Raw genomic sequence first — 21649 nt, forward strand, 5'->3', positions numbered from 1 at the left:
GCCCCCGCAATTGCGGGGGCTTTGTATTGTCAGACGATCAGTGCCTAGCTGGCGAGCAGCGGAACCGGGTCGACCGGTGTCGCACCCTTGCGCAGCTCAAAGTGCAGCTGCGGCTTGGTCACCGAGCCGGTCTTGCCCGCAGCGCCGATGGTATCACCGCGGCTAACATTGGTGCCCTTGGCAACATTCATTGAACCGAGATGGGCGTAGGCCGAGACGTAGCCATTGGGGTGGCGGATCAGGATCAGATTGCCATACCCCTCAACGCCCGAACCGACATAGATGACGGTGCCGTTTTCGGCGGCCTTGATCGAGGCACCCTCTGCAGCTTCAATATTGATGCCGGTGCCCTTGGATGCAGCGAAATCAACCAGTACACGGCCACTGACGGGCCAGCGGAACTTGTCACTGCCGGACATGACTGGTTCTGCGGCAGGTGCTGCAGCAACCTTGACGGGTTCAGCCGTGGCAGGGGCCGCAACTGGAGCAGGAGCGGCAGCTGGGGCCGTGGTGGCCTGCAATGTATTGGGCGCAGCCTGTGGCAGGGTCTGCTGGGCCGGAACAGGGGCGATTGTCTCGCTGGCCGACGCCGTTCTGGCGACGGGAGCCTTGGTCGAGAGCAGATCGGCGCGACCCGGGATGATCACCTTCTGACCAACGACGATCTTGTCGGGTGATTCCAGGCTATTGGCCTGAACCAGCGACTGGGTCGTCACCTCATAGCGGCGGGCAATCGTATAGAGCGATTCACCGCTGGCGATGGTGTGGGTAAAGGTCCCACTGGTAGCCGGCGCTGATGGCGTCACCGCAGCCAGCGTTGGCACCGAATTATTGGTCGGCATGCTGCCAAGGGCAGCGGGAGACGGCATGGTAGCCGAAGCGACGGCGGGCTGTGCTTGCATGGCTGGAACGGACCCCTGGGGCGAAGAACTCAGAACTGGTAGATTTTGCGACTGAACGGTAGGCGCAGCACCGCCGCTCGCCATGGGCGTGATCGGCTGGCTGAATGCGGGTTGTGTCGGCTGACCCCAGAGCGGCTGAACCGTTCCGGACTGCCCCATTGAACCACCGACATTGGCCGGTGGCAGGAACTGGGCGTCAGCCACCATGTTCTGCGGCGCGCCAAGGCTGGCCGGCATGGGCTGATTAAATGATTGGGGAGCGGCCTGCGGGAGCGCGCCAGTCGTGGTGGGGTCGCCAAAGGCGCGACTACCCAGACTGGAACACCCGGACAGGGCAACGGCAGCAACCAGAAGGCCAGCCATCGCAACGGCACCCTTGGGTGCCCGACGGGATACGCGGATACTCATCAGCTTACTCGTACGCAGGTACTCAACACGAATTTGAGACTAGGCCGGTAAGGTAAAGACGAGTTTAAGGCCGATGCGATTTGAGCAAAATCGAACAGCATCGATTCCGGATTGAGTAAGGTTAAGAACGCGGGCCTGTGCAAATCGCCTGCCAACCCGCGCTTTGCGCTAGAGTGTCAGCGTGCCATTGAGGCGCTCGGCCAGCCCCATATCCGTCTGCTGCAGCAGAAGCGGCGTGACGGTGACATAGCCGTCGCGGCGCATGGTTTCAAAATCGGCGCCGCGATCGAGCGGCAATGGAGTCTGTGGAATGGCCACGAAGAACTTGCCGGCATTGTCGCTGGGATAATAGCTGAACGGCGACCGTGAGAAGCGCTGCAGCGGCACTACGGCGATGCCCTTGGTGGTGGCGGGGTCACAGAACGGGAAGTTGACGTTGTAGTAGTGCTCCCGCCCTTGTGCGGCAGCAATGACCGCGCGGGCAGCAGCCAGACCATGTGCCTTGGCATTGGACCAGTCGACATCGCGACTGATCTCGTAATCGACCCCCTGACTCATGGCAATGCCGATGGCGCCCTGCATGGCGCCCTCACGGGCTCCCGCTGCGGTGCCCGAGCAATTGACGATGTCACCAAGGTTCTGCCCCGCATTGACGCCAGAGAGCACCACATCGGCGGGCCGGTTACCCAGCAGGTGGGTCATGCCGGCCACCACGCAGTCGGCGGGCGACCCGCCGACCACGGCAAAGGTGCGGGCGTCGCGCTGGTCGATTGTCAGTTCGTGGCCAAAGCTGAGCCGGTGCCCTGCCCCTGACTGATTGCCATCCGGGGCAACAATCCAGACGTCGTCACTGAGCGCCCGCGCGATGTCGGCCATGATGGCGATGCCGGGCGCATCCACACCATCGTCATTGGTGATGAGGATGCGCAGGCCCATTACTGGCCGCCAATCGAGGTCAGACCGCCCATATAGGGCTGCAGCACGTCCGGCACGCGAACGGAGCTATCTTCCTGCTGGTAGTTTTCCAGTACGGCAATCAGGCAGCGGCCAACAGCAGTACCCGAGCCATTCAGGGTATGGACAAAGCGCGGCGCCTGCTTCTCACCAGCGGGACGATAGCGAGCGTCCATACGGCGTGCCTGGAAGTCACCACACACCGAAACCGACGAAATCTCGCGATAGGCATTCTGGCCCGGCAGCCACACTTCGAGATCGTAGGTGCGCCTGGCGCCGAAACCGACATCACCGGTGCACAGGTCCATGACCCTGTAATGCAGGCCGAGCTTTTGCAGCACGGCTTCTGCACAGCCCAGCATGCGCTCATGCTCCTCAATCGAGGTTTCCGGGGTGGTGATGGAGACCATCTCGACCTTGTTGAACTGGTGCTGGCGTAGCATGCCGCGCGTATCACGACCGGCAGATCCGGCTTCGGAACGGAAGCACGGGGTCAGCGCCGTCATGCGCAGCGGCAGTTCGTCTTCGGACAGGATCGCTTCGCGCACCAGATTGGTCAGCGGCACTTCGGCAGTAGGGATCAGGGCAAGGCGCGAGTCGCCATGCGGGGTGAAGAACAGATCGTCTTCAAACTTGGGCAGCTGGTTGGTGCCGAACAGCGCTTCGTCGCGCACCAACAGTGGCGGCTGGACTTCAATATACCCATGCTGGGTGGTGTGCAGGTCTAGCATGAACTGGCCCAGGGCGCGTTCAAGCCGGGCGATCTGGCCCTTGAGCACGACAAACCGGCTACCCGAGAGTTTGGCCGCAGCTTCAAAGTCCATGTCGCGCGCGGCGACGCCAACCTCGTAATGCTCCTTGGGCGTGAAGCTGAAGCTGGGCTTTGGCGCGCGCTGCCTTGCGGCCGTTTCGGCCGTGCCATTGGCACCAAAATACTCGACATTGTCGGTTTCATCGGCGCCATCGGGCACGTCGTCGAACACCAGATTGGGAATGACGGCGAGGGCATCGTGCAGTTCGCGCTCCACGGCGCGCTCATCGGCTTCACCCTGCGGGATGAATTCCTTGAGCTGGGCTACCTCTGCCATCAGTGCCTGAGCCTTGGCTTCGTCTTTTTGCGCCTTGGCCTGACCAATCTGCTTGGACAGCGCATTGCGCTGTTCCTGGGCTTCATTGAGACGCTGGATAATCTCGCGCCGCCGATCATCGATGGCGAGCAGTTCAGACGCACTGGCAGAGCCTCCTTTGCGCCGTGATACGGCAGCGTCGAAGGCTTCGGCGTTGGCTCTGATCCACTTGATATCGAACATGGCTGTTACGGGCACCGCCCGCCTCTGATTGGTACAGGCTAAAAGCTGGCTCGTGGCGCGCCTGCGAGGCCACGAGGGATACTACCCCCCGGCCCCGGACAGGCTGAGGGTCTATTCGGACGATGAGCCGGAGGTTTCCGCTTCCTGCTCGGCCAAAGCCGCGGCACGGCGGCGCTCGACCATCCGTACGGACAAGATCGAGAGTTCGTAGAGCAGGTACATAGGCAGGGCAAGGCCAAGCTGGGAGATCGGATCGGGCGGGGTGATGAAGGCAGCAAAGGTCACGATTGCCACGATAGCGTAGCGACGGCCCTTCTTGAGCAGTTCAACATTGACCAGATCGATCTGCGCCAGCAGCGTCAGCACGACAGGCAGTTGGAAACAGATTCCGAACGCCAGAATGAGCAGCATGGCCAGACCGAGATATTCGCTGACGCTCGTCAGCATCTCGATATCGTCGGTCTGCATACCGGCAAAGAAGTGCAATGCCATGGGCAGCACGACCAGATAAACCAGCGCCGCACCGGCGAGGAAGAAGATCGGGGTCGCTACAAGATAAGGGATAAACGCCTTGCGTTCATGCTTGTAGAGGCCGGGCGCCACGAACATGTAAATCTGGCTGGCAACAAAGGGGAAGCCCAGGAAAATGGCGCCGAACAGGGCGACATTGAGATAGGTGAAGAACAGCTCCTGCGGCGCCGTGAAGATCAGATTGGCGCCCGGTACGGAGCGCTTATAGGGGATAAGCAGCCACTCGTAGATGGTGCTGGCGAAGATGAAACAGAATGCCATCAACACCACGATCGCGATGGCCGAATAGATCAGCCGCTTGCGCAGTTCGACCAGATGCTCGAGCAAAGGCGCTTCGCTGCCTGCGAGTTCGTCCGGGGTTTCGGCGCTCTTGTCTTCAATCTGCTTGGGATCGGCCATGGTCTATTCGTCCCCGGCCTTGGCGGCGGTTTTCGGTGCGGCCTTGGGCGTTGCGGCAGCCCTGGATTTGGCCGGAGCGCGCTTTTTCGGCGCCGACTTGGCGGGGGTGACGTCGGCGTCAGCCCCGGTCGCGGCAGCCTTAGCAGGCGCAGTCTTTTTAGCTGCTGGCGCCGCCTTCTTGGCAGTGGGCTTCCTGGCGGGTGTCGGCTTTTTAACGTCAGCAACGGCTGGCAGGTCACCGCTGGTCACAGGGCTGGTCGGCGCTGCCTTGGCCTTGGCGGGGGCCTTGCGGGCCGCTTTTGGCTTTGCTGCAGGCTCGTCAGCGGCCGTCGCAGGCTCATCGGCCTTGGCGGCTGGCTTGCCAAAGGTTGCCGAAGAGGTCTTGGGCGCCGGGCCGGCAGGCTTGAAACCGGCTTCCCTGGCAATTTCGTCGGCTGTCTTTGGCTTGGCGGGCTCGCTCATACCAGCCTTGGCCTTGATCTCGTCAACGACGCTTTCCGCATCGGGATCGGCTGGCTTGATGACGCCGGACGGCTTGGCGCCAGTCGGCGTCATCGCGTTGAATTCCTTGCGGATTTCATCAGACGTCTTTTTAAGCGGCGCGGTGATCGAGTTGCGCAGATTGCGCACCTCGTCCAGCCCCGTGGTCTTGTTGATCTCGCGCTGGAACTCAGTGCCCATACGCCTGATCTGACCCGCGACCTTGCCAATACGGTTCATCACCACTGGCAGGTCTTTCGGCCCGATCACAATCAACGCCATGACGCCGATCACCAGCATCTCTGTCCAGCCCAAGCCGAGCATAGTCTTTATTCCTCAAAGCAAAGGCGCGACGGTCAGGAACGTCCTAGACGTCCTTTTTTTCAGGCTGAGCAGTCTCAGTGGTCGTCGCGACACGCTCAACAGGCTTGTCGTCGTCGTCCTTCATGCCCTTCTGGAAGGCTTTGATGCCCGAGGCAACTTCACCCATCATGCCGGAGATCTTGCCGCGACCAAACAGCAGGATCACGACGACGGCAACAACGAGAATACCCCAAATTCCTGGCGCGTGCATTTTCAACTCCCTAAAACTTTTTCAGAACGCGTTACACGCGAAGATATAGGCCAGAAATAGGTTCAAACGCGGGGAAACACAAGAACGTGTTCCGGGTTAAGGGTCACGAAGACGTCGTGACCGACGGCCAAAGCAGCACTGGCGGGCTGGCGAACACCCAATGGGATGTCGAGGCCGGCGACTTTGACTTCGCAGATGTCCTCGCCGATTGCATCGCGCTTGCTGGTGATGCGACCCGGGGTGCCCGGCCCCGACTGGCGAATACGCGCACCGCCGGCCGGCCGGATGGCGATGGTGACATGACTGCCGTCGATCAGGCCTGGCGTGGCGACGTCGCCCAGCGGCGTCTGGACCTGTTCATCTCGCACCACGCACTCGATTTCGCTGAGCGGCGAAAAGAAGCGCGCGGCGCTCAAATCCACCGGATTGCGGTAGATTTCGGCCGCTGTACCGATCTGTGCGATGCGGCCCTGGCGCAGCAGCGCGACGCGGTCGCCCAACACCATGGCCTCTTCGGGATCATGGGTGACGATCAGGCTGGTAACATTGGTTTCGCGCAGGACGGCCAGAGTTTCCTCGCGCACGGTTTCACGCAGTCGGGCGTCCAGGCTGGAGAATGGCTCGTCGAGCAGCAGCACGCCGGGACGCGGGGCGACGCTGCGTGCCAGGGCCAGACGCTGCTGCTGGCCACCTGAAAGCATGTGGGGATAATCGGCTTCACGATCGCCCAGACCGACGCGGCGCAGTGCAGCGCGGGCTTGCCCCAGTGCGGCATCACGCCCCAGGCGGCGCAGGCCAAACAGAACGTTCTGCAGCACCGTCAGGTGCGGAAACAGCGCAAAGTCCTGAAACATCAGGCCAACACCACGTCGATCCGCTGGCACGGTGAGGCCGGGCGCGGAGACGGTCTCGCCGTTAATGCGGACGGCACCGGCGTGGATTGGCTGAATACCGGCGGCTACGCGCAACGCGGTAGATTTGCCTGAGCCCGATTCGCCGAGCAGGCAGACGATCTCGCCGGGGCGCATGGTGAGGCTGAACTGGTTGAGCACCGCCCTGCCCCCAAGGCGGACGTCAACGGCATCAAATTCGAGGGTGGCGGCGAAGCTGACACCAGTGGTGCCGCGCGTTCCCCAGCCTGCAAGTTCTTCAGTCATCAGGCGTTTTCGTCCTCGCCGTCGAGATCGTCGGGGTCCAGTGGATCCTCGTCATCGCGCAGTGCGCCGTCAAAGGGAAGCGGGATCTGCATGGTGGACGGCAAACGCCCCGACAACAGGCCGGCGCCCTTGAGCTCGTCGAGGCCCGGAAGATCGCTCAGGCTTTCGAGCCCGAAGTGATCGAGAAAAGCGTCGGTGGTACCGTAGGTTACCGGGCGCCCGGGGGTCCGGCGCCGGCCGCGCATGCGGATCCAGCCGGCCTCCATCAACAAATCAATGGTGCCCTTGCCCGTGGCGACGCCTCGGACCTCCTCGATCTCCGCCCGGGTTGCGGGCTGGTGGTAAGCGATGATGGAGAGGGTTTCGAGCGCGGCGCGGGAAAGCGGGCGGGTCTCGTTTTCCTCACGACGCAGCAGAAACCCAAGATCTTCGGCGGTGCGGAAGGCCCATTTGTCGCCGCGCTGCACCAGATTGACGCCGCGACCGGCATAGCGCTGCTGCAGGGTGATGAGCAGGTTAGCAATGTCGGCGCCTTCCCCCACATAGGCTAACAGACTGTGCACATCGAGCGGCTCAACAGAGGCGAAAAGTACCGCTTCGAGCACGCGTAGATTGCGCTCGTTGACCTGGCTAGTTTCGTCTGGATGGTCGTTCACGTGTCCTCGCCCCGGTGACGTCGGACAAAAAGCGGCCCAAAGGTCTGGGTCTGCCGGATATCGATCTGGCCCTGGCGCACCAGTTCGAGACTGGAAGCAAAGGTCGAGGCGCGAATGGTGGCGCGTTCGGCGGGCGTGGCCAGATAGTCGATCAGATAGGTATCCATCGGCACCCAGTCAAAACTATCACCGATCAGGCGCTGGAGGATATCGCGGGCGTCCTGCAGTGACCAGACCGTGCGCTGGATGGGCGCGTAATCGGTTACCACGCCCTTTTCACGCTGGGTGGAATAGGCCTTGAGCAGATCGTAGAGCGAGGCTTCCCACAGGCTGCGGGTCTTGATCTCGATGGGTTCGGGCATGCCGCGCGCATAGACCTGAAAACCCAGACGGGGACGGTTCATCAACTGACTGGCAGCGGCACGCATGGCCTCAAGACGCTTGAGACGGAACTGCAGCATGGCGGCGAGCATCTCGCCGGAGGGCTCATCATCAGAAGCGCTCTGCGGCACCATCAGGCGGCTTTTGAGGTAGGCCAGCCAGGCGGCCATCACCAGATAGTCGGCAGCGACCTCAATGCGCTTCTCGCGCACCTTTTCGATGAAGCGCAGATATTGCTCAGCCAGCGCCAGAACAGAGATGGAGGCAAGGTCCACCTTCTGGCGGCGGGCCAGATCGAGCAAGAGGTCAAGCGGCCCCTCATAGCCATCGACATCGACATACATGACGTCGTCATCAGCAGGCGGGGCCGGCGTATCAAACCAGTCGGTCTGGGCGGTGGTCATCAAAGCATGCCGGGCTGCGGAAACATCGCGTCATCCTTGGCCGCTGACCGGGCGAGCGTCAAGCGTGGCAGGGGCGCCGCAACACCCCTAAAGGGTGAAGCAGTCGCCGCCCGCTGCCTTGACGTTGGTGCAGATCATATTGGCCTGTTCAATCGAGTTGGCCGGCACGCGCACGCGGTAGTAGATGCCCTTGACGCCCAGATCTACACGCTGGACTTCCAGATTGGCTCCACCGAACAGCGGGCCATAACGGGTGACCATGTTCTGGGCCGACTGGCGGGCATCGGCTTCGCTGCGCTGCGAGGCCAACTGCACATAGGCAGGCGCCGTGTCTGCCAGAGCGGGAACCTCGGTGGCACCGGGAATGCTCAGGGAAGGTTCAACCGCCGGAGCAATCGGTGTTGCCTGCACGGCTGAGGCCTGTGTGGCTACTGGCAGGGTCAAGCCGGGTGGACGGATGCGGGGCACGACAGCGGTCTTGCCGGCAATCGGATTGCCCTGGGTATCAACAGCAGGAACGGTCGAGCCGGGTTCAACCGGTGTGACTGTAGCTGCGGGTGCTGCTTCAGCTGGTGTCGGTGTGGCGGGTTCGACATTGGCCAGAAGCTCAGGCGTTGCTGTTTCAGCGCCGGGGACTGCTGGCACATTGGGCCGGTCAACGGGCAGAATGGCACTGCCAGCCACACTATCGTCGCCGCTGACAATGGTGCCATCGGGACGAACCTTGACCGTGCGTACCTTGCGGTTTGCCAGTCCCTCTTCGCTCAAATCGGTCGGTACCGCGGCCACCTGCGTGACCTCGTTGACGTCGGCCTGATCGCGCGAGACCAATTGCTCGTCTGCGCCAGCGGAAACGCCGTCCATTTCGTTAAAGACAATGGACTGCGTGCCAGCATCATCCTCGGCTGAAGCGGCAGGCGCCACTTCCTTGACCGGGCTCTCATCAGCCACCAGCAGCGGTGCCGGACCTTCTTCGCGACCGCCCAAACCCAGAACCCAGTACAGGCCAAAGCCAGCGGCCAGAAGCAGTGTGATGGCGACCAACGGCCCAGCGAGGGCGCGCGAAATGCCCGCACCAGCACGCTGCCGCGGAGCAGCTGCATAGGCTTCGGGCTCAAATTCTTCAGTTTCGGGGGCGTTGACCCAGCCGACCTTGGCACCCGTGGCTTGCGCGGCTGCAAAAATGGTCTGATCGGCCGCTGACATATCCTGGGCATGGTCAACCGACGGCGTCGGCGTGGCCAGGCTGCGCAATGCCGGACTTGGCACCGGCCTTGCTGGCTTGGCAGCCGGTTCAACCGGCGCAGCGACGGGCGCGACCGCAATGGCCTCCGGCTCGGGTGCCGGGGCTGGTTTGGCCTGCGCATCATCTTCGGGCAGATCAAATTCGACCCGCATTGCCCGACCAATCAGGCTTTCGATTTCGTCGATCGGGTCGAGGCCGACAGAATCATCAGCAGACGGCGCCGGTGGCGCAACAACAGCGGGCTCGGCAGATTGTGGCAACACCTGATGGGCCTGGACCGGCTCGGCCTTGGGCGCTGGTGCGGCAACGGGTGCAGGATTGGCTGCTGGCGCGGTGCGGCCCGCTGAGGAGCCCAGACCGAATACTGGTGGCACCTTGAAGCGATCATTATCGGTGCGCGGCGCGCCGATGCTCTCGCGGCTCTGCCCCCCAAGGCTGGCGGCGACAGAGGCACTCATCAATGCGGGGCCCGTGCTTGGTGCAGGCGCCGCAGTGGGAACTGCTGGCGCAGGCTCGGCCGGTTGCGGCTGCGGCGCAGGACCGGGATCAGCTGCCAGCTCGGCTGAAATCAGATCGGCAATACTGTCATGTTCGTCAGGGTGCGGCGCCGGGGCCGCCTGCTCGGGTGCGGCAGGCTGGGCTGGAGCATCCTCGACGCCGGTGGCAGGCATGTCCTCGGAACGGAAATCGAAGTCAAAGTGGAACGGCACATGTTCGGGCTCAGCAGGAGTCGCGACTGGCTGAGGTGACGATGGCTGATCTGGCGCCACACTGGCGGCATTCCGGGGCTTTGCGGGTTCAGCAGCCGTCGCGGAAAATGAGCGCAGAAACTCGGCCGGCCCCTTGGCTGCAGCCTTGGGGTCGCTATCGCCGGGAATACGCACGGGCATGACGGGAGCGGGCTGAGCCGGCGAACCAGAGACTGGTCCCTGACGGTCATCCTGCGCATCCTGCGCCATCAGCTTTGCGAGTTCCGCGATCAGGTCGTCTGCGGCTTCGGATTGTCCGGCCATTCGCTACGATTTCGCTAGCATAAAGCAGCGCCTCTAGGTTCCTGCAACGGCGCCCAAAGCGGGCTAATTTGCGCGACTCAACACAGTATTACGCCCGAATTATGAAAGCTCCGTCGGTGCGGAGACCCCCAGAATTCCCAACGCGTTGACGATGACCTGACGGACAGCGTCAACCAAGGCGAGTCGGGCTAAAGTCAGCTTTGGGTCGTCAGAGTTAACAAAACGTAACTGCGGGTCATCCTTGCCCTTAGCCCAGAAGCCATGGAACGCCGCAGCCAACTCATGCACGTAGAATGCAATACGGTGCGGTTCATGCGCAATAGCGGCTGCAGTGACAGTGCGCGGCCAGGCGGCGAGCACCCGAACCAGGTCGAGTTCTTCAGGCGTGACAATACGTTCGATCTCGGCAGCGGCGAGCGCTGCGGGTGATGTATCGAGCGCCGGCAGGTCTCGGGTCGCGGTCTTGAAGATCGAATAAGCGCGGGCGTGAGCGTACTGGACGTAGAATACGGGATTGTCCTTGGTCTGCTCTTTTACCAGGGCAAAATCGAAATCCATGGACGCGTCATTGCGTCGATACATCAGCATGAAGCGAGTCGCGTCGGCGCCAACTTCCTCAACCACATCGGCCAGCGTGACCAAATCGCCGGAGCGTTTGGACATCTTGAAGGGTTCGCCGTTCTTGAGCAGGCGCACCAGCTGGCAGATACGAACATCCATATCAGCGGCGTTCAGCGAGACAGCCTTGGTAGCGGCCTGCAGGCGTTTGACATAGCCGGAATGGTCGGCGCCAAGCACATTGATCATGTGGTTGAAGCCGCGCAGGAACTTGTTGCGGTGATAGGCGATGTCGGCGGCAAAATAGGTATAGGAGCCGTCGGACTTGATCAGCGCGCGGTCGGTGTCGTCGCCAAAGTCGGTGGCGCGGAACAGCGTCTGCTCGCGATCTTCCCATTCCTCGGGCGTCTTGCCCTTGGGCGCTTCGAGACGCCCTTGATAGATCATGTCCTTTTCACGCAACCACTGCAGGGTGAGGTCGATATCGCCCCCCTGCCCGTGTAGCTGGCGCTCCGAGAAGAACACGTCGTGATGGATGCCCAGCAGTGCCAGATCTGCCTTGATCAGCTCGAGCATGGCAACAAGCACCCGCTCCCTGACGATGGCCAGCGCTTCCGCTTCGGGCTTGGCCAGCAGGCTGTCGCCAAACTCGACCTTGAGTGCCTCGCCGACGGGCACAAGATAATCACCGGGATAGAGACCGGGCGGGATCTCGATGGTTTCGCCCAGAGCCTCGCGGTAGCGCAGCATGGTGGAACGGGCCAGCGTGTCGATCTGGCTGCCAGCGTCGTTGATGTAATATTCGCGGGTCACCTCATAGCCCGAATAGGCCATGAGCGAGGACAGGGTGTCGCCAAAGACGGCGCCACGGGTATGGCCCACATGCATGGGCCCGGTCGGATTGGCCGAAACATATTCGATATTGACCGCCGCGCCGCCGCCGAGCGTGGAGCGGCCGTAATCGGCGCCCTGCTGGGAAATGGCGCGCAGCACCTGATGCCAGACCGGCGCATCGAGCCGGAAGTTGATGAAGCCGGGGCCGGCCACCTCAACGCTGGTGACGTCGCTATCGTGCCTGAAGTGATCGACCAGAGCGGTGGCCACTTCGCGCGGGTTCTTGCCCAGCGGCTTGGCCACGACCATGGCCGCATTGGTGGAGAGATCACCATGGGCCGCGTCGCGCGGTGGCTCAACCACGATGCGGGCGAGCAGATCGGCACCAATCTCGGGGTAGAGAACATGCATCGCATTGGCGACACGCGCGGAAAACAGAGCGAAAACGTCCATGATAGACCTGACTATTGAAGTGGGCCGGGGTTAACGGAAATCCGGGCGAGCGTCAAACAGCCGGGCATACTCATCGAGCGCATAGGGATCGGTCATGCCGGCAATGAAATCGGCCACCACGCGTGCCAGTGCGGAGTCGCTGTCAGCGGCCTGCGCCGCAACGCCCCAGCGCCCCGGCATGTCGCGGGTTTCCATATAGTGCGCAAAGATGTCGGAGACGAGTTTTTCGCTCTGACGCACCGACACCATTACCGATTCATGGCGATAGACGCGCTGGAACAGGAATGTCTTGAGACCGGCAACCGCCTTGGCAATGGCGGGCGAGAACGCCACCAGCGTCTTGCCCGCCATGCGCACGTCTTCGGCGGAGGTGACGCCAGCGGTGCGGATATTGGCTGCAGTGGTGCTGATAACATCCTCGATACTGCGGGTGATCAGGCGGCGCTGCACTTCATGGGCCTGCCGCTTGGGGGCCACATCGGGGTAGCGATCGAGCACTTCGCGCACGATGGGGCCGGCAAAGGGCACATCGAGCAGATCGGCCAGAGTGAGCAAGCCGGCGCGCAGTGCATCGTCAATATCATGGGCATTATAGGCGATATCGTCGGCAATCGCGGCGGTCTGGGCTTCAAGCGAGGCAAAACTGGACAGGCGCAGATCGGCGACGGCGGGAATATCGTCATAGCCGGCGGGCAAACCCTCCTGGGCATATCTGCCAAAGGGTGTGCCGTCGGGATTGGTCAGCGGGCCATTGTGCTTGAGGATGCCCTCGAGCGTCTCCCAGGTGAGGTTGAGCCCGTCATGCTCGGCATAGCGGTTCTCCAGCCGGGTGACGACGCGCATGGCCTGGATATTGTGATCAAAGCCGCCATAGGGTGCCATCGTGGCGTGCAGAGCGCGCTCGCCGGCATGGCCGAAAGGGGTGTGGCCCAGGTCGTGCGACAGGGCAATGGCTTCGGCGAGGTCTTCATTGAGATGCAGCGCCCGGGCCATGGAGCGCGCCATCTGGCTGACCTCAAGCGTGTGGGTCAGCCGATTGCGGAAATGATTGCCATCATGCTCGAAAAAGACCTGGGTCTTGTGCTGCAGCCGCCGGAACGCGGTGGAATGGATGATGCGGTCGCGATCACGCTGGAATTCGCTGCGGGTCGGGCTGGGACCGGCGCCATCAATGCGACCCAAAGAAAGTTCAGGTTTGGAAGCGTAAGCAGCAGTATCGCTCATCAGTGATGGTCGCCCAATCTTTTGGCCCTTTTCATTCCGGTGCAGAGTTCCTATTTTAGCGTGACCGTTATGACATTACGAAACGGCACGGAACTGATTATGACCGAAACCGCTCTTGCTCCCACCCAAGTCGTCCTGACCGACAGCGCCGCCAAGCGCGTGTCGCGCATCCTGTCCAAGGAAGCCGAAGGGACGGTGCTGCGCATTTCGGTGGCCGGCGGCGGATGCTCCGGATTCCAGTATGAATACAATCTCGTACAGGAAAAGCCCGGAAGCGACGACACCGTTCTGCAAAAGGGCGACGCGGTGGTGCTGATCGATTCCATGAGCCTGGAATTCATGGGCGGTTCGGAGATCGACTTCGTCGATGATCTGATCGGCCAGGCGTTCCAGATCCGCAACCCCAATGCGGTGGCATCCTGCGGCTGCGGGACCAGTTTCGCGGTCTAGCCTTTGGCCGCGCGAAGCGGCTAAGCTCCCGTCAAAGCGGGAGGAAATTTGATGAAGCTTGAGCAGGCGCTGGACGCGGTGGTCGATACGGCCATCAGCGAGAAACGCATTGTCGGCAGCGTCTTGCTGGTGCGCAAGGATGGCCGCCCGCTCTACGAAAAGGCGCATGGTCTGGCCGATCGCGAGGCCGGACGCGCCATGTCGCGCGACACGATCTTTCGCCTGTCATCGGTGACCAAGCCCATCGTCGCCGCGACCATTCTGGCGCTGATGGAAGCGGGCAAGATCCGGCTTGATGACGCGGTCACAGTCTACCTGCCCGATTTCAAGCCTGCGCTGGCCGATGGTAGCGTGCCGGAGATCACCATCCACCATTTGCTGACGCACAGCGCCGGACTGGCCAGCGGGCCGCTGCTGACGCCAGCGGAAACGGCTGCGGGGGTCAATCGCTGGCACCTGGGGCGTGAAACGATCGTGGCGCGGCTGGCGGCGCAGGAGCTGTTGTTTGCGCCGGGCACGGGGTGGGCCTATGGGCCCTCGATCGACGTGCTTGGCGTGATCGCGGGGCAATTGGTGGGCGGCACGCTCGAAGACGCCATCATCCAATACGTAACCGGGCCGTTACAAATGGACGACACGCGGTTTGGCGTGCGCGACACAAGCCGGCTGGCGGCGGCCTATGCCGATGGGACAGAGGGCGCGGTGCTGATGGGCGATCCGCATAGCGTTGCCAATAATTGGGGCGGGGTGACCACCTATGATCCGGGGCGGATTTTCGACGCGCAGGCGTTTCAATCGGGGGGTGGTGGCGCTGCCGGTACGGGCCCTGATTTCATGAGGCTGCTTGAATGCCTGCGCAGCGGCGGCGGGCCGATCCTGCAGCGCGATACCGTCGCCATGGGCATGGCCAACCAGACCCCGCAACTGGCGCATGCGGTGAGCCCGGGGCTGCAGTTCAGCTATTTCGGGGCCTGGGTTGCCGACGCCAGAGCGGCGGGGCTGCCCGTGGCGCCCGGCACCAATCGCTGGGGCGGGATATACGGGCACCACTGGTTCGTTGATCAGGCCAATGGGCTCAGCGTGGTGTCGATGAGCAATACCGGGCTGGAGGGCAGCGACGGGGCCTATCGGGATGCAGTGTATGACGCGGTTTATGGTGCGCTCTAGTGTTGCCCCCTGCCCGTTGGAGGGCTAGTTTTCGGGCAACGGAGACTCCTCATGCGCATCGCTACCTGGAACATTAACGGCATCAAGGCCCGACTCGAATTGCTGGTCACCTGGCTGAGCCAGGAAAAGCCGGACATCGTGGTGTTGCAGGAGATCAAATCGGTCGATGAGGGCTTCCCGCGCGCCGAGATAGAGGCGCTGGGCTACAATGTCGAAACCCATGGCCAGAAGAGCTGGAATGGCGTGGCCATCCTGTCGCTGCTGCCGTTTGACGAGGTCACGCGCGGCCTGCCGGGCGATGACAGCGACGAGCAGGCGCGGCTGATCGAAGGCGTGTTTTCGGTCGAAAGCGGTGCGATCCGCGTTTGCGGCATCTATCTGCCGAACGGCAATCCGGTCGAGAGCGAGAAATTCCCCTACAAGCTGGCGTGGATGCGCCGGCTTGAGGCCTATGTGGCTGAGCGCCTGCTGCTCGAAGAACCATTCATCCTGCTGGGCGATTTCAACCTGATCCCGGCGCCGATTGATGCGCATGATCCCAAGGCGTGGTGGGGCGATGCACTGTATCGCCCCGAAAGTCTGGAGCGGTTCCGGACGCTGACCAATATGGGCATGACCGACGCGCTGCGGGCCACCACATCTGAGGAAGCCTATACGTTCTGGGACTTTCAGGCTGGGGCGTGGCGGCGCAATGCGGGCATCCGCATCGACCATCTGATGCTCTCGCCACAGGCGGCAGACCGGCTTGATGATGTACGGGTGCACAGGGATGTGCGCGGCTGGGAAAAGCCCAGCGATCACGTCCCTGTCGAAGGCCAGTTCAGCTTCTGATCAAACCCGAGGCCTGGCGCCGCGGGCGGCTTAGAAACCAGCAAATTGCGGGGCGATGGACTGAGCCAGAGCATTGGCTTCGGCCTGTTCATCAGCGGTCGAGAGCGAAATGGCGTGGTTGAGCTTTTCATCCACCCAGCCTGCATCGGCCGTGCCGCTGCAGCGCTGGTGGGAAATGGTCAGCCACATCAGGCCTTCCACCGGCTGGGCTTCGATGCCCTCAACGCCATTGAAAAGCAAATCGCCGAGCTGGGCCTGGGCCGGGCAATGTCCCTTGCGGGCCGCCAGTGAGAACCAGCGCGCGCTTTGCAACGGATTCACGCCCATTTCCTCTTCCTGCATGTAAAGCAGGCCGACGCGATACTGCGCATCGGCATCGCCGAAATAGCTGGCGGCGTGCAGCAAGAGTGCGTGGGAGCGATTGGCGTCGGCGGGAATGCCAGCGTCTGGCAGACCCTGCTTGTAGTAATCACCAACCTTGACGAAAGAGCGCGCGACGATATCGGCTTCAACGCCCTTGGGCGCGGCATCGGCGTGCTGATTGGCGATCTGGGCGAAATAGCCAAACGCCTTGACCGGATCGCGGGCAACGCCTTCGCCATTTTCATACATGGTGCCGAGCTGCCACATGGCCATGGGCTGGCCGGCATCAGCGGCATTCTGCAGTGCCGCGATCAACTCGCCGCTGGACACACCGCCACCTGCCCCATCGAGCATGTTGGCCATGTTCAGCGCAGCATCGGCCGCGGTTTGTGCGTGCACGGGCAGGATTGAGGCCGAGAAGGCCAAAACGGCTGCAATCGTCACGGAAATCAGGGATTTTTCCCTAATGGCCCGCATCGTACTCCTTTTGCCCACACCGAAGCGGGCTGCGTTCTTCTCGCGAACCCGGACATCCGGGCGCTGTTGTGGGGTGTCGAGCCTAACGGCCAAAGCTGGGTGGATCGACTGGCCTACCCGCGTGACGCTGCGCGGGGAAAGCGCTGTTAGGAAACTGTTAAACTTCGTTTGTGACCGCATTGAAGCCGCGCCCATCACAAGGATGGAATTGGCATCATCTGCATAGGGCATTGGTGTCAGCTGCGCGGCAGCTATAGCGTTGGTCACGTCGAAGTCTAACCTCCCACTGTATGCCAAACCGCTGGCAAAACTGCGTTTTCACGCGATCACCGGCAATTGTGCCAAATCTCTTGAACCTGACGGGGCTGTAACAATGCGTGCGCAGACACTGTCTTGCGCGCGATTGGCCATCCGCCCCAGATGTCCAAGCCAAGCTTGTTTAGGGTGAGATTGTGGCGACAAACATCGCCAAATGGTTGCGAGTTGGCCTGATAATTTCGATTCAGACCCGCTGTTGCTGAATCGTCACATAGCGCGGCCCGTCAGTGATTCCGCTCAGGCGTCGATCTCCAGCAACCGAGCCGCGGCACCGCGACCCGATAGCAGCGCGCCATGAACCGTGGCGTGATAAGCGAAATCGGTATGTTCGCCGGCAAAGAACAGAGTTTGGGATACGGGCGTCTTGAAGGATTCGAAATCTTCGGGCGTGCTGCCAAAGCCGGCATAGCTATAGGCGCCAAGGGCATGCGGATCGGTGGACCAATGGGTGGCAATGTGGGCGATGGGTTCGGGGATGGTCTCCCCAAAGACCTCACGCAGCACGTCCATAACGTCCGACACCATTTCGGCATCGGTCATGGCATCGGCGGCAAAGGCGTAATTGCCGAAGCTGAGCGGCAACAGGATGTTCTGATCTGAAAAGGTGCGGTAGTTCAGGATATAGGGCCAGCGACCCTTCACCTCATTGAGAACGCCGAAATACTGGACATCTGTCGGCCAGAACGGCTCGGCAAATTGCAGGGCCAGCTTGGTGACGGTACCCATGGGCATACGCTCAATGGCCCGCGTCAGCCTCTTGGGCAGAGGCGGATCAAAGGCAATGGCAGCCGCCTTGAGCACACCAAGCGGCGCGGTACAGATGACGTAATCAGCCTCGTAGGCGGTGTCGCCGACATAGACCGTTGCGCCATCATCTTCTTCATAGGCCACGGCGCGAACAGCAGCTTTTAGGGCTATGTCAAAGCCGGTGCTGAGTGGGGCAAGGATCGAGTCATAGCCGCTGAGCGGTATGACATCCTCGCCTTCAAAATTTTCATCAGCCGAGAAGTAGAAGGCAGAGAGCTGCTCGACCGGGCCGCCGGCGTCAAATTCAATGGCCGCGGTGACGTACCAGCGGAACACCGGATCTTCGAGCAAGCCCGGCGACACACGATCAAGGGCCTGGGCCAGCGTGGTGTCATCGTCAAGATCGTCCTCGATCAGGGCGGCCGCGTGTTCGGCGCGTGCATCAAGCCCATCGATATGCTCATCGCCGACATCGTCGCCCTGCGCTGTATAGACCTCCAGGGAGTCATCATCGGTCACAAAGGTGGTGCCATCGACATCGGCCAGCAACTGGCTGACCGGATTGCCATCGGGGCCGTGTATCCAGCCGGCACCCCATTCGAAGGGCGCGCCCAGTTGCCAATCGGTGTGGATGCGGCCGCCAATGCGGTCGCGCGCCTCAAGCACGAGAACATCATAGCCCTGGGCCATCAGCTCGTGCGCCGCCGCCAGACCCGCCATGCCGGCCCCGATGACGATGATGTCGTAATCGGTCCTTGCAGGCGCGCTCTGCGCCATAGCCCGTATTGGGGCCGTGCCCGCCATGCCTGCCGCGGCGACAATGCGGATGAAGCTTCGGCGGCTGACATCGTTCATATGGCTCTCCCCCATTGCCCCATAGTTTCGGGCTGGCGGCAGGACCGCAAGCAAAACCGCGGAAAATGGCAACGACCAGCCCCTTTTCGTGGGGGCTGGCCGTCAGCGCATTGCAATGGTGGTCGGGTTGCCTAGCTGAGGCGCTTGAGTGCCTCGGCAATGTGGTGACGCCGCTCGATGGCGGCTTCACGGCGGGCCTTTTGCTCCTCGATCACCTCTTCGGGCGCCTTGGCGACAAACTGCTCATTGCCCAGTTTCTTGTCGATCTGGGCGACTTCGCCATCGAGCTTGGTCACTTCCTTGGACAGGCGGGCCTTCTCGGTGGGGATGTCGATGAACTCGGCCAGGGGCAGTGCCCAGGTGGCTTCGCCAACCACGAACTGCGCCGATTCGCCGGGCACATCAGACTTTGGCGTGATCTCTTCGAGGCGTGCCAGACGGGTGATCAGCGAGGTGCCAGCCACGAGGCGACGCAGGGTCGTCTCATTGGCACCCACCACCACAAGCGGCAGCTTGGCGCTGGCGGGCACGTTCATCTCGCTGCGCACCGAACGGACATTGGTGATAACATCGATCAGCCAGGTCAGATCGGCATCGGCTTCGGCATCTTCCAAGCCAGCCAGATTAGGCCACTGGGTCAGGATCAGCATGGATTCACGCGGTGCACCGAACTTGCCCGTTTCAGCCCAGAGCTCTTCGGTGACGAAGGGCATGAATGGGTGCAGGATGGTCAGAATCTGATCGAGCGCCCAGGCTGCCGTGGCGCGGGTTTCAGCCTTGGCCGCTTCGTCCTCGCCCATGAAGACGGGCTTGGCGAACTCGACATACCAATCGCAGAAGGTGCCCCAGACAAAGTCATAGGCCGCATTGGCGGCTTCGTTGAACTTGTAGTCTACAATGCCCTGGGTGACGGCGGCGGCACCGCGCGCAGTGGCCCCGACGATCCAGCGATTGAGTGGCAGCTTGTTGGCCTTGGGATCATACCCCTCGACGCGACGGCATTCGTTCATCTCCAGGAAGCGCGCCGCGTTCCAGATCTTGGTGACGAAGTTGCGGTAACCCTCGACCCGGCTCATGGAGAGCTTGAGATCGCGGCCCTGCGCAGCCATGGCCGCGAGGGTGAAGCGCGTGGCATCGGCACCATACTGATCGATCAGCGCCAGGGGATCGATAACGTTCCCCTTGGTCTTGCTCATCTTCTGGCCCTTTTCGTCACGGACCAGGGCATGCATGTAAACGGTGTGGAAGGGCTCTTCATCGAGGAATTCGAGGCCCATCATCATCATGCGGGCGACCCAGAAGAAGATGATGTCAAAGCCGGTGACCAGCACGTCGGTGGGATAATAACGGCGCAGTTCGGCCGTATCATCGGGCCAGCCCAGGGTCGAGAACGGCCACAGCGCCGAGGAGAACCAGGTGTCAAGAACGTCTTCATCGCGGCGCAGTTCAACCGGCTTGCCGTAATGAGCGTCGGCCAGAGCCTGTGCTTCTTCGGCCGAGGAGGCGACGAACGCTTCCTGATCGGGGCCATACCAGGCCGGGATCTGGTGACCCCACCACAGCTGGCGCGAAATGCACCATGGCTTGATGTTTTCGAGCCAGGCGAAATAGGTGTTTTCATACTGCTGGGGCACGAACTTCGTGCGGCCCTCGCGTACAGCCGCCAAAGCTGGCTTGGCCAGCACGTCGGCCTTGACCCACCACTGGTCGGTCAGGAAGGGCTCGATGACGACCAGCTTGGTCTTCTCGTCATGCGGCACCATGATCTTCTTGGCTTCGATGTGATCAAGGCCGCGGGTCTCATTGTCCTCAGCCAGTGCGGTCAGATCATCGACGATCGCCTTGCGCGCTGCGAAGCGCTCAAGCCCGCGGTATTTTTCGGGCACGAATTCGGCATCAATAATGTTGCCGGCTGTGGTGAAGACGTTGATCTGTTCAAGATCATTGCGAACACCAACCTCGAAATCGTTGAAATCGTGGGCCGGGGTGATCTTGACCGCGCCGGTGCCCAGTTCGGGATCGGCATATTCATCGGCGACGATGGGAATACGGCGGCCAACCAGCGGCAGATCGACAAACTTGCCGACCAGGGCGGCGTAGCGCTCGTCTTCAGGGTGCACGGCAATGCCGCTATCGCCCAGCATGGTCTCGGGACGAGTGGTGGCCACGATGATGTAATCGCGGGTTTCGTGCCCGGTGACATTGCCCTCTTCGTCCACGATCGGGAACTGGTAGGTTACGCCATCGGCCAGCGGATAGCGCAGGTGCCACATATGGCCCTTGATCTCGATGTTCTCGACTTCAAGATCGGAAATGGCCGTCTCCAGACCCGGATGCCAGTTGACCAAACGCTTGGCGCGATAGATCAGGCCACGGCTGTGCAGTTCGACAAACACCTTGGTGACGGCGCGGACCATCTGATCGTCCGGCGCGCCGTTTTCACCCATGGTGAAGCGTTCACGCGAAAAGTCAGCCGAAGCGCCCAAGCGCTTGAGCTGGTTCATGATCGTGCCGCCGCTCTCGGACTTCCACTCCCAGACGCGCTCGACGAATTTCTCGCGGCCCATCTCGCGGCGGCCGGGCTGCTGACGCTCCATCAGCTGGCGCTCGACGATCATCTGGGTGGCGATGCCGGCATGGTCGGTGCCGGGCTGCCAGAGCACGTCCTTTTTGAGCATGCGATTGAAGCGGACCAGAATGTCCTGAATGGTGTTGTTGAGCGCGTGCCCGATATGCAGCGAGCCGGTCACATTGGGTGGCGGGATGACAATGGTGAAGGTCTCGGCACCGGGCGCGGCCCCTGCCCCGGCAGCAAAGGCATCGGCCTTCAGCCAGTCGGCATAGACGCGGTTTTCGACCGCGCCGGGCTCATAGGACTTTTCAAGCATTGGTCACTCGCAACAGCAGCAACCCGCCAAGCGGCGCTTCTCATTGGAGAAAGACCTGACGGGTCGGAC

General features: G+C 61.9%; 18 protein-coding genes. 3 read left to right on the plus strand and 15 right to left on the minus strand.

The window, feature by feature from the left end:
* Positions 1 to 44 precede the first annotated feature (44 nt).
* From AC0L37_RS09800 to AC0L37_RS09855, 12 genes are all read right to left on the minus strand, one after another.
* The gene (locus tag AC0L37_RS09800; RefSeq protein ID WP_282221275.1) at positions 45 to 1310 is read right to left on the minus strand and encodes a peptidoglycan DD-metalloendopeptidase family protein; all 1266 of its coding nucleotides are present in this window, start codon (positions 1308 to 1310) and stop codon (positions 45 to 47) included.
* Between the two features lie 168 nt (positions 1311 to 1478).
* A complete protein-coding gene (gene surE, locus AC0L37_RS09805) occupies positions 1479 to 2246 on the minus strand; it encodes a 5'/3'-nucleotidase SurE (protein WP_282221274.1) in 768 nt (255 codons plus the stop codon).
* The gene (serS, locus tag AC0L37_RS09810; RefSeq protein ID WP_282222992.1) at positions 2246 to 3574 is read right to left on the minus strand and encodes a serine--tRNA ligase; all 1329 of its coding nucleotides are present in this window, start codon (positions 3572 to 3574) and stop codon (positions 2246 to 2248) included. Before serS ends, surE begins: the two co-directional genes overlap by 1 nt.
* A gap of 111 nt (positions 3575 to 3685) precedes the next feature.
* A complete protein-coding gene (gene tatC, locus AC0L37_RS09815; RefSeq protein ID WP_212658200.1) occupies positions 3686 to 4504 on the minus strand; it encodes a twin-arginine translocase subunit TatC in 819 nt (272 codons plus the stop codon).
* A gap of 3 nt (positions 4505 to 4507) precedes the next feature.
* Positions 4508 to 5308, minus strand: coding sequence for a Sec-independent protein translocase protein TatB (tatB, locus tag AC0L37_RS09820; RefSeq protein ID WP_282221273.1), 801 nt, complete (start codon positions 5306 to 5308; stop codon positions 4508 to 4510).
* Between the two features lie 43 nt (positions 5309 to 5351).
* On the minus strand, positions 5352 to 5558 hold the full coding sequence (gene tatA, locus AC0L37_RS09825; protein WP_212658202.1) for a twin-arginine translocase TatA/TatE family subunit: 207 nt from the start codon (positions 5556 to 5558) through the stop codon (positions 5352 to 5354).
* 62 nt (positions 5559 to 5620) lie between these two features.
* The gene (locus AC0L37_RS09830; protein WP_282221272.1) at positions 5621 to 6715 is read right to left on the minus strand and encodes an ABC transporter ATP-binding protein; all 1095 of its coding nucleotides are present in this window, start codon (positions 6713 to 6715) and stop codon (positions 5621 to 5623) included.
* Positions 6715 to 7371 carry an SMC-Scp complex subunit ScpB gene (scpB, locus tag AC0L37_RS09835; RefSeq protein WP_282221271.1) on the minus strand — a complete coding sequence of 219 codons (657 nt, stop codon included), beginning with the start codon at positions 7369 to 7371 and terminating at the stop codon, positions 6715 to 6717. The genes AC0L37_RS09830 and scpB overlap by 1 nt, the downstream gene beginning before the upstream one ends.
* Positions 7368 to 8156 (minus strand): segregation and condensation protein A, encoded by a 789-nt coding sequence (locus AC0L37_RS09840; RefSeq protein ID WP_269369854.1) that lies wholly within the window; start codon positions 8154 to 8156, stop codon positions 7368 to 7370. The genes scpB and AC0L37_RS09840 overlap by 4 nt, the downstream gene beginning before the upstream one ends.
* 87 nt (positions 8157 to 8243) lie before the next feature.
* Positions 8244 to 10415 (minus strand): SPOR domain-containing protein, encoded by a 2172-nt coding sequence (locus tag AC0L37_RS09845; protein WP_282221270.1) that lies wholly within the window; start codon positions 10413 to 10415, stop codon positions 8244 to 8246.
* Between the two features lie 99 nt (positions 10416 to 10514).
* Positions 10515 to 12260: an arginine--tRNA ligase gene (gene argS, locus AC0L37_RS09850; RefSeq protein WP_212658207.1), complete on the minus strand. Its 1746-nt coding sequence runs from the start codon at positions 12258 to 12260 to the stop codon at positions 10515 to 10517.
* A gap of 30 nt (positions 12261 to 12290) precedes the next feature.
* Entirely contained in the window at positions 12291 to 13484 is a 1194-nt protein-coding gene (locus tag AC0L37_RS09855) for a deoxyguanosinetriphosphate triphosphohydrolase (protein WP_282221269.1), read from the minus strand.
* Positions 13485 to 13583: 99 nt separating this feature from the next.
* Here AC0L37_RS09855 and AC0L37_RS09860 point away from each other — a divergent pair, with 99 nt between their 5' ends.
* Genes AC0L37_RS09860 through xth form a run of 3 tightly spaced genes read left to right on the plus strand, consistent with a single transcriptional unit; the run spans position 13584 to position 15932 of the window.
* The gene (locus AC0L37_RS09860) at positions 13584 to 13934 is read left to right on the plus strand and encodes a HesB/IscA family protein (RefSeq protein WP_212658209.1); all 351 of its coding nucleotides are present in this window, start codon (positions 13584 to 13586) and stop codon (positions 13932 to 13934) included.
* 51 nt (positions 13935 to 13985) lie between these two features.
* Positions 13986 to 15101: a serine hydrolase domain-containing protein gene (locus AC0L37_RS09865; RefSeq protein WP_282221268.1), complete on the plus strand. Its 1116-nt coding sequence runs from the start codon at positions 13986 to 13988 to the stop codon at positions 15099 to 15101.
* A gap of 51 nt (positions 15102 to 15152) precedes the next feature.
* Positions 15153 to 15932 carry an exodeoxyribonuclease III gene (gene xth / locus AC0L37_RS09870; protein WP_282221267.1) on the plus strand — a complete coding sequence of 260 codons (780 nt, stop codon included), beginning with the start codon at positions 15153 to 15155 and terminating at the stop codon, positions 15930 to 15932.
* Positions 15933 to 15962: 30 nt separating this feature from the next.
* On the opposite strand, the gene AC0L37_RS09875 is transcribed toward xth, so the two are convergent.
* The 3 genes from AC0L37_RS09875 to AC0L37_RS09885 form a co-directional block, all read right to left on the minus strand.
* Positions 15963 to 16772 carry a tetratricopeptide repeat protein gene (locus AC0L37_RS09875; RefSeq protein ID WP_212658212.1) on the minus strand — a complete coding sequence of 270 codons (810 nt, stop codon included), beginning with the start codon at positions 16770 to 16772 and terminating at the stop codon, positions 15963 to 15965.
* A 555-nt stretch (positions 16773 to 17327) separates the two neighbouring features.
* Positions 17328 to 18692 (minus strand): flavin monoamine oxidase family protein, encoded by a 1365-nt coding sequence (locus tag AC0L37_RS09880; RefSeq protein ID WP_282221266.1) that lies wholly within the window; start codon positions 18690 to 18692, stop codon positions 17328 to 17330.
* Between the two features lie 131 nt (positions 18693 to 18823).
* On the minus strand, positions 18824 to 21580 hold the full coding sequence (locus tag AC0L37_RS09885) for a valine--tRNA ligase (protein WP_282221265.1): 2757 nt from the start codon (positions 21578 to 21580) through the stop codon (positions 18824 to 18826).
* Between the last annotated feature and the right edge of the window lie 69 nt (positions 21581 to 21649).

It is taken from the genome of Devosia sp. J2-20 (assembly GCF_055808475.1).

What these genes read in the sequence shown, in the direction of transcription:
- tatA (WP_212658202.1), bottom strand. Translation starts at nt 5,558, where the DNA reads ATGCACGCGCCAGGAATTTGGGGTATTCTCGTTGTTGCCGTCGTCGTG.
- AC0L37_RS09875 (WP_212658212.1), bottom strand. Translation starts at nt 16,772, where the DNA reads ATGCGGGCCATTAGGGAAAAATCCCTGATTTCCGTGACGATTGCAGCC.
- AC0L37_RS09880 (WP_282221266.1), bottom strand. Translation starts at nt 18,692, where the DNA reads ATGAACGATGTCAGCCGCCGAAGCTTCATCCGCATTGTCGCCGCGGCA.
- surE (WP_282221274.1), bottom strand. Translation starts at nt 2,246, where the DNA reads ATGGGCCTGCGCATCCTCATCACCAATGACGATGGTGTGGATGCGCCC.
- serS (WP_282222992.1), bottom strand. Translation starts at nt 3,574, where the DNA reads ATGTTCGATATCAAGTGGATCAGAGCCAACGCCGAAGCCTTCGACGCT.
- tatC (WP_212658200.1), bottom strand. Translation starts at nt 4,504, where the DNA reads ATGGCCGATCCCAAGCAGATTGAAGACAAGAGCGCCGAAACCCCGGAC.
- tatB (WP_282221273.1), bottom strand. Translation starts at nt 5,308, where the DNA reads ATGCTCGGCTTGGGCTGGACAGAGATGCTGGTGATCGGCGTCATGGCG.
- AC0L37_RS09860 (WP_212658209.1), top strand. Translation starts at nt 13,584, where the DNA reads ATGACCGAAACCGCTCTTGCTCCCACCCAAGTCGTCCTGACCGACAGC.
- AC0L37_RS09845 (WP_282221270.1), bottom strand. Translation starts at nt 10,415, where the DNA reads ATGGCCGGACAATCCGAAGCCGCAGACGACCTGATCGCGGAACTCGCA.
- AC0L37_RS09830 (WP_282221272.1), bottom strand. Translation starts at nt 6,715, where the DNA reads ATGACTGAAGAACTTGCAGGCTGGGGAACGCGCGGCACCACTGGTGTC.
- AC0L37_RS09865 (WP_282221268.1), top strand. Translation starts at nt 13,986, where the DNA reads ATGAAGCTTGAGCAGGCGCTGGACGCGGTGGTCGATACGGCCATCAGC.
- xth (WP_282221267.1), top strand. Translation starts at nt 15,153, where the DNA reads ATGCGCATCGCTACCTGGAACATTAACGGCATCAAGGCCCGACTCGAA.
- argS (WP_212658207.1), bottom strand. Translation starts at nt 12,260, where the DNA reads ATGGACGTTTTCGCTCTGTTTTCCGCGCGTGTCGCCAATGCGATGCAT.
- AC0L37_RS09855 (WP_282221269.1), bottom strand. Translation starts at nt 13,484, where the DNA reads ATGAGCGATACTGCTGCTTACGCTTCCAAACCTGAACTTTCTTTGGGT.
- AC0L37_RS09885 (WP_282221265.1), bottom strand. Translation starts at nt 21,580, where the DNA reads ATGCTTGAAAAGTCCTATGAGCCCGGCGCGGTCGAAAACCGCGTCTAT.
- AC0L37_RS09800 (WP_282221275.1), bottom strand. Translation starts at nt 1,310, where the DNA reads ATGAGTATCCGCGTATCCCGTCGGGCACCCAAGGGTGCCGTTGCGATG.
- AC0L37_RS09840 (WP_269369854.1), bottom strand. Translation starts at nt 8,156, where the DNA reads ATGACCACCGCCCAGACCGACTGGTTTGATACGCCGGCCCCGCCTGCT.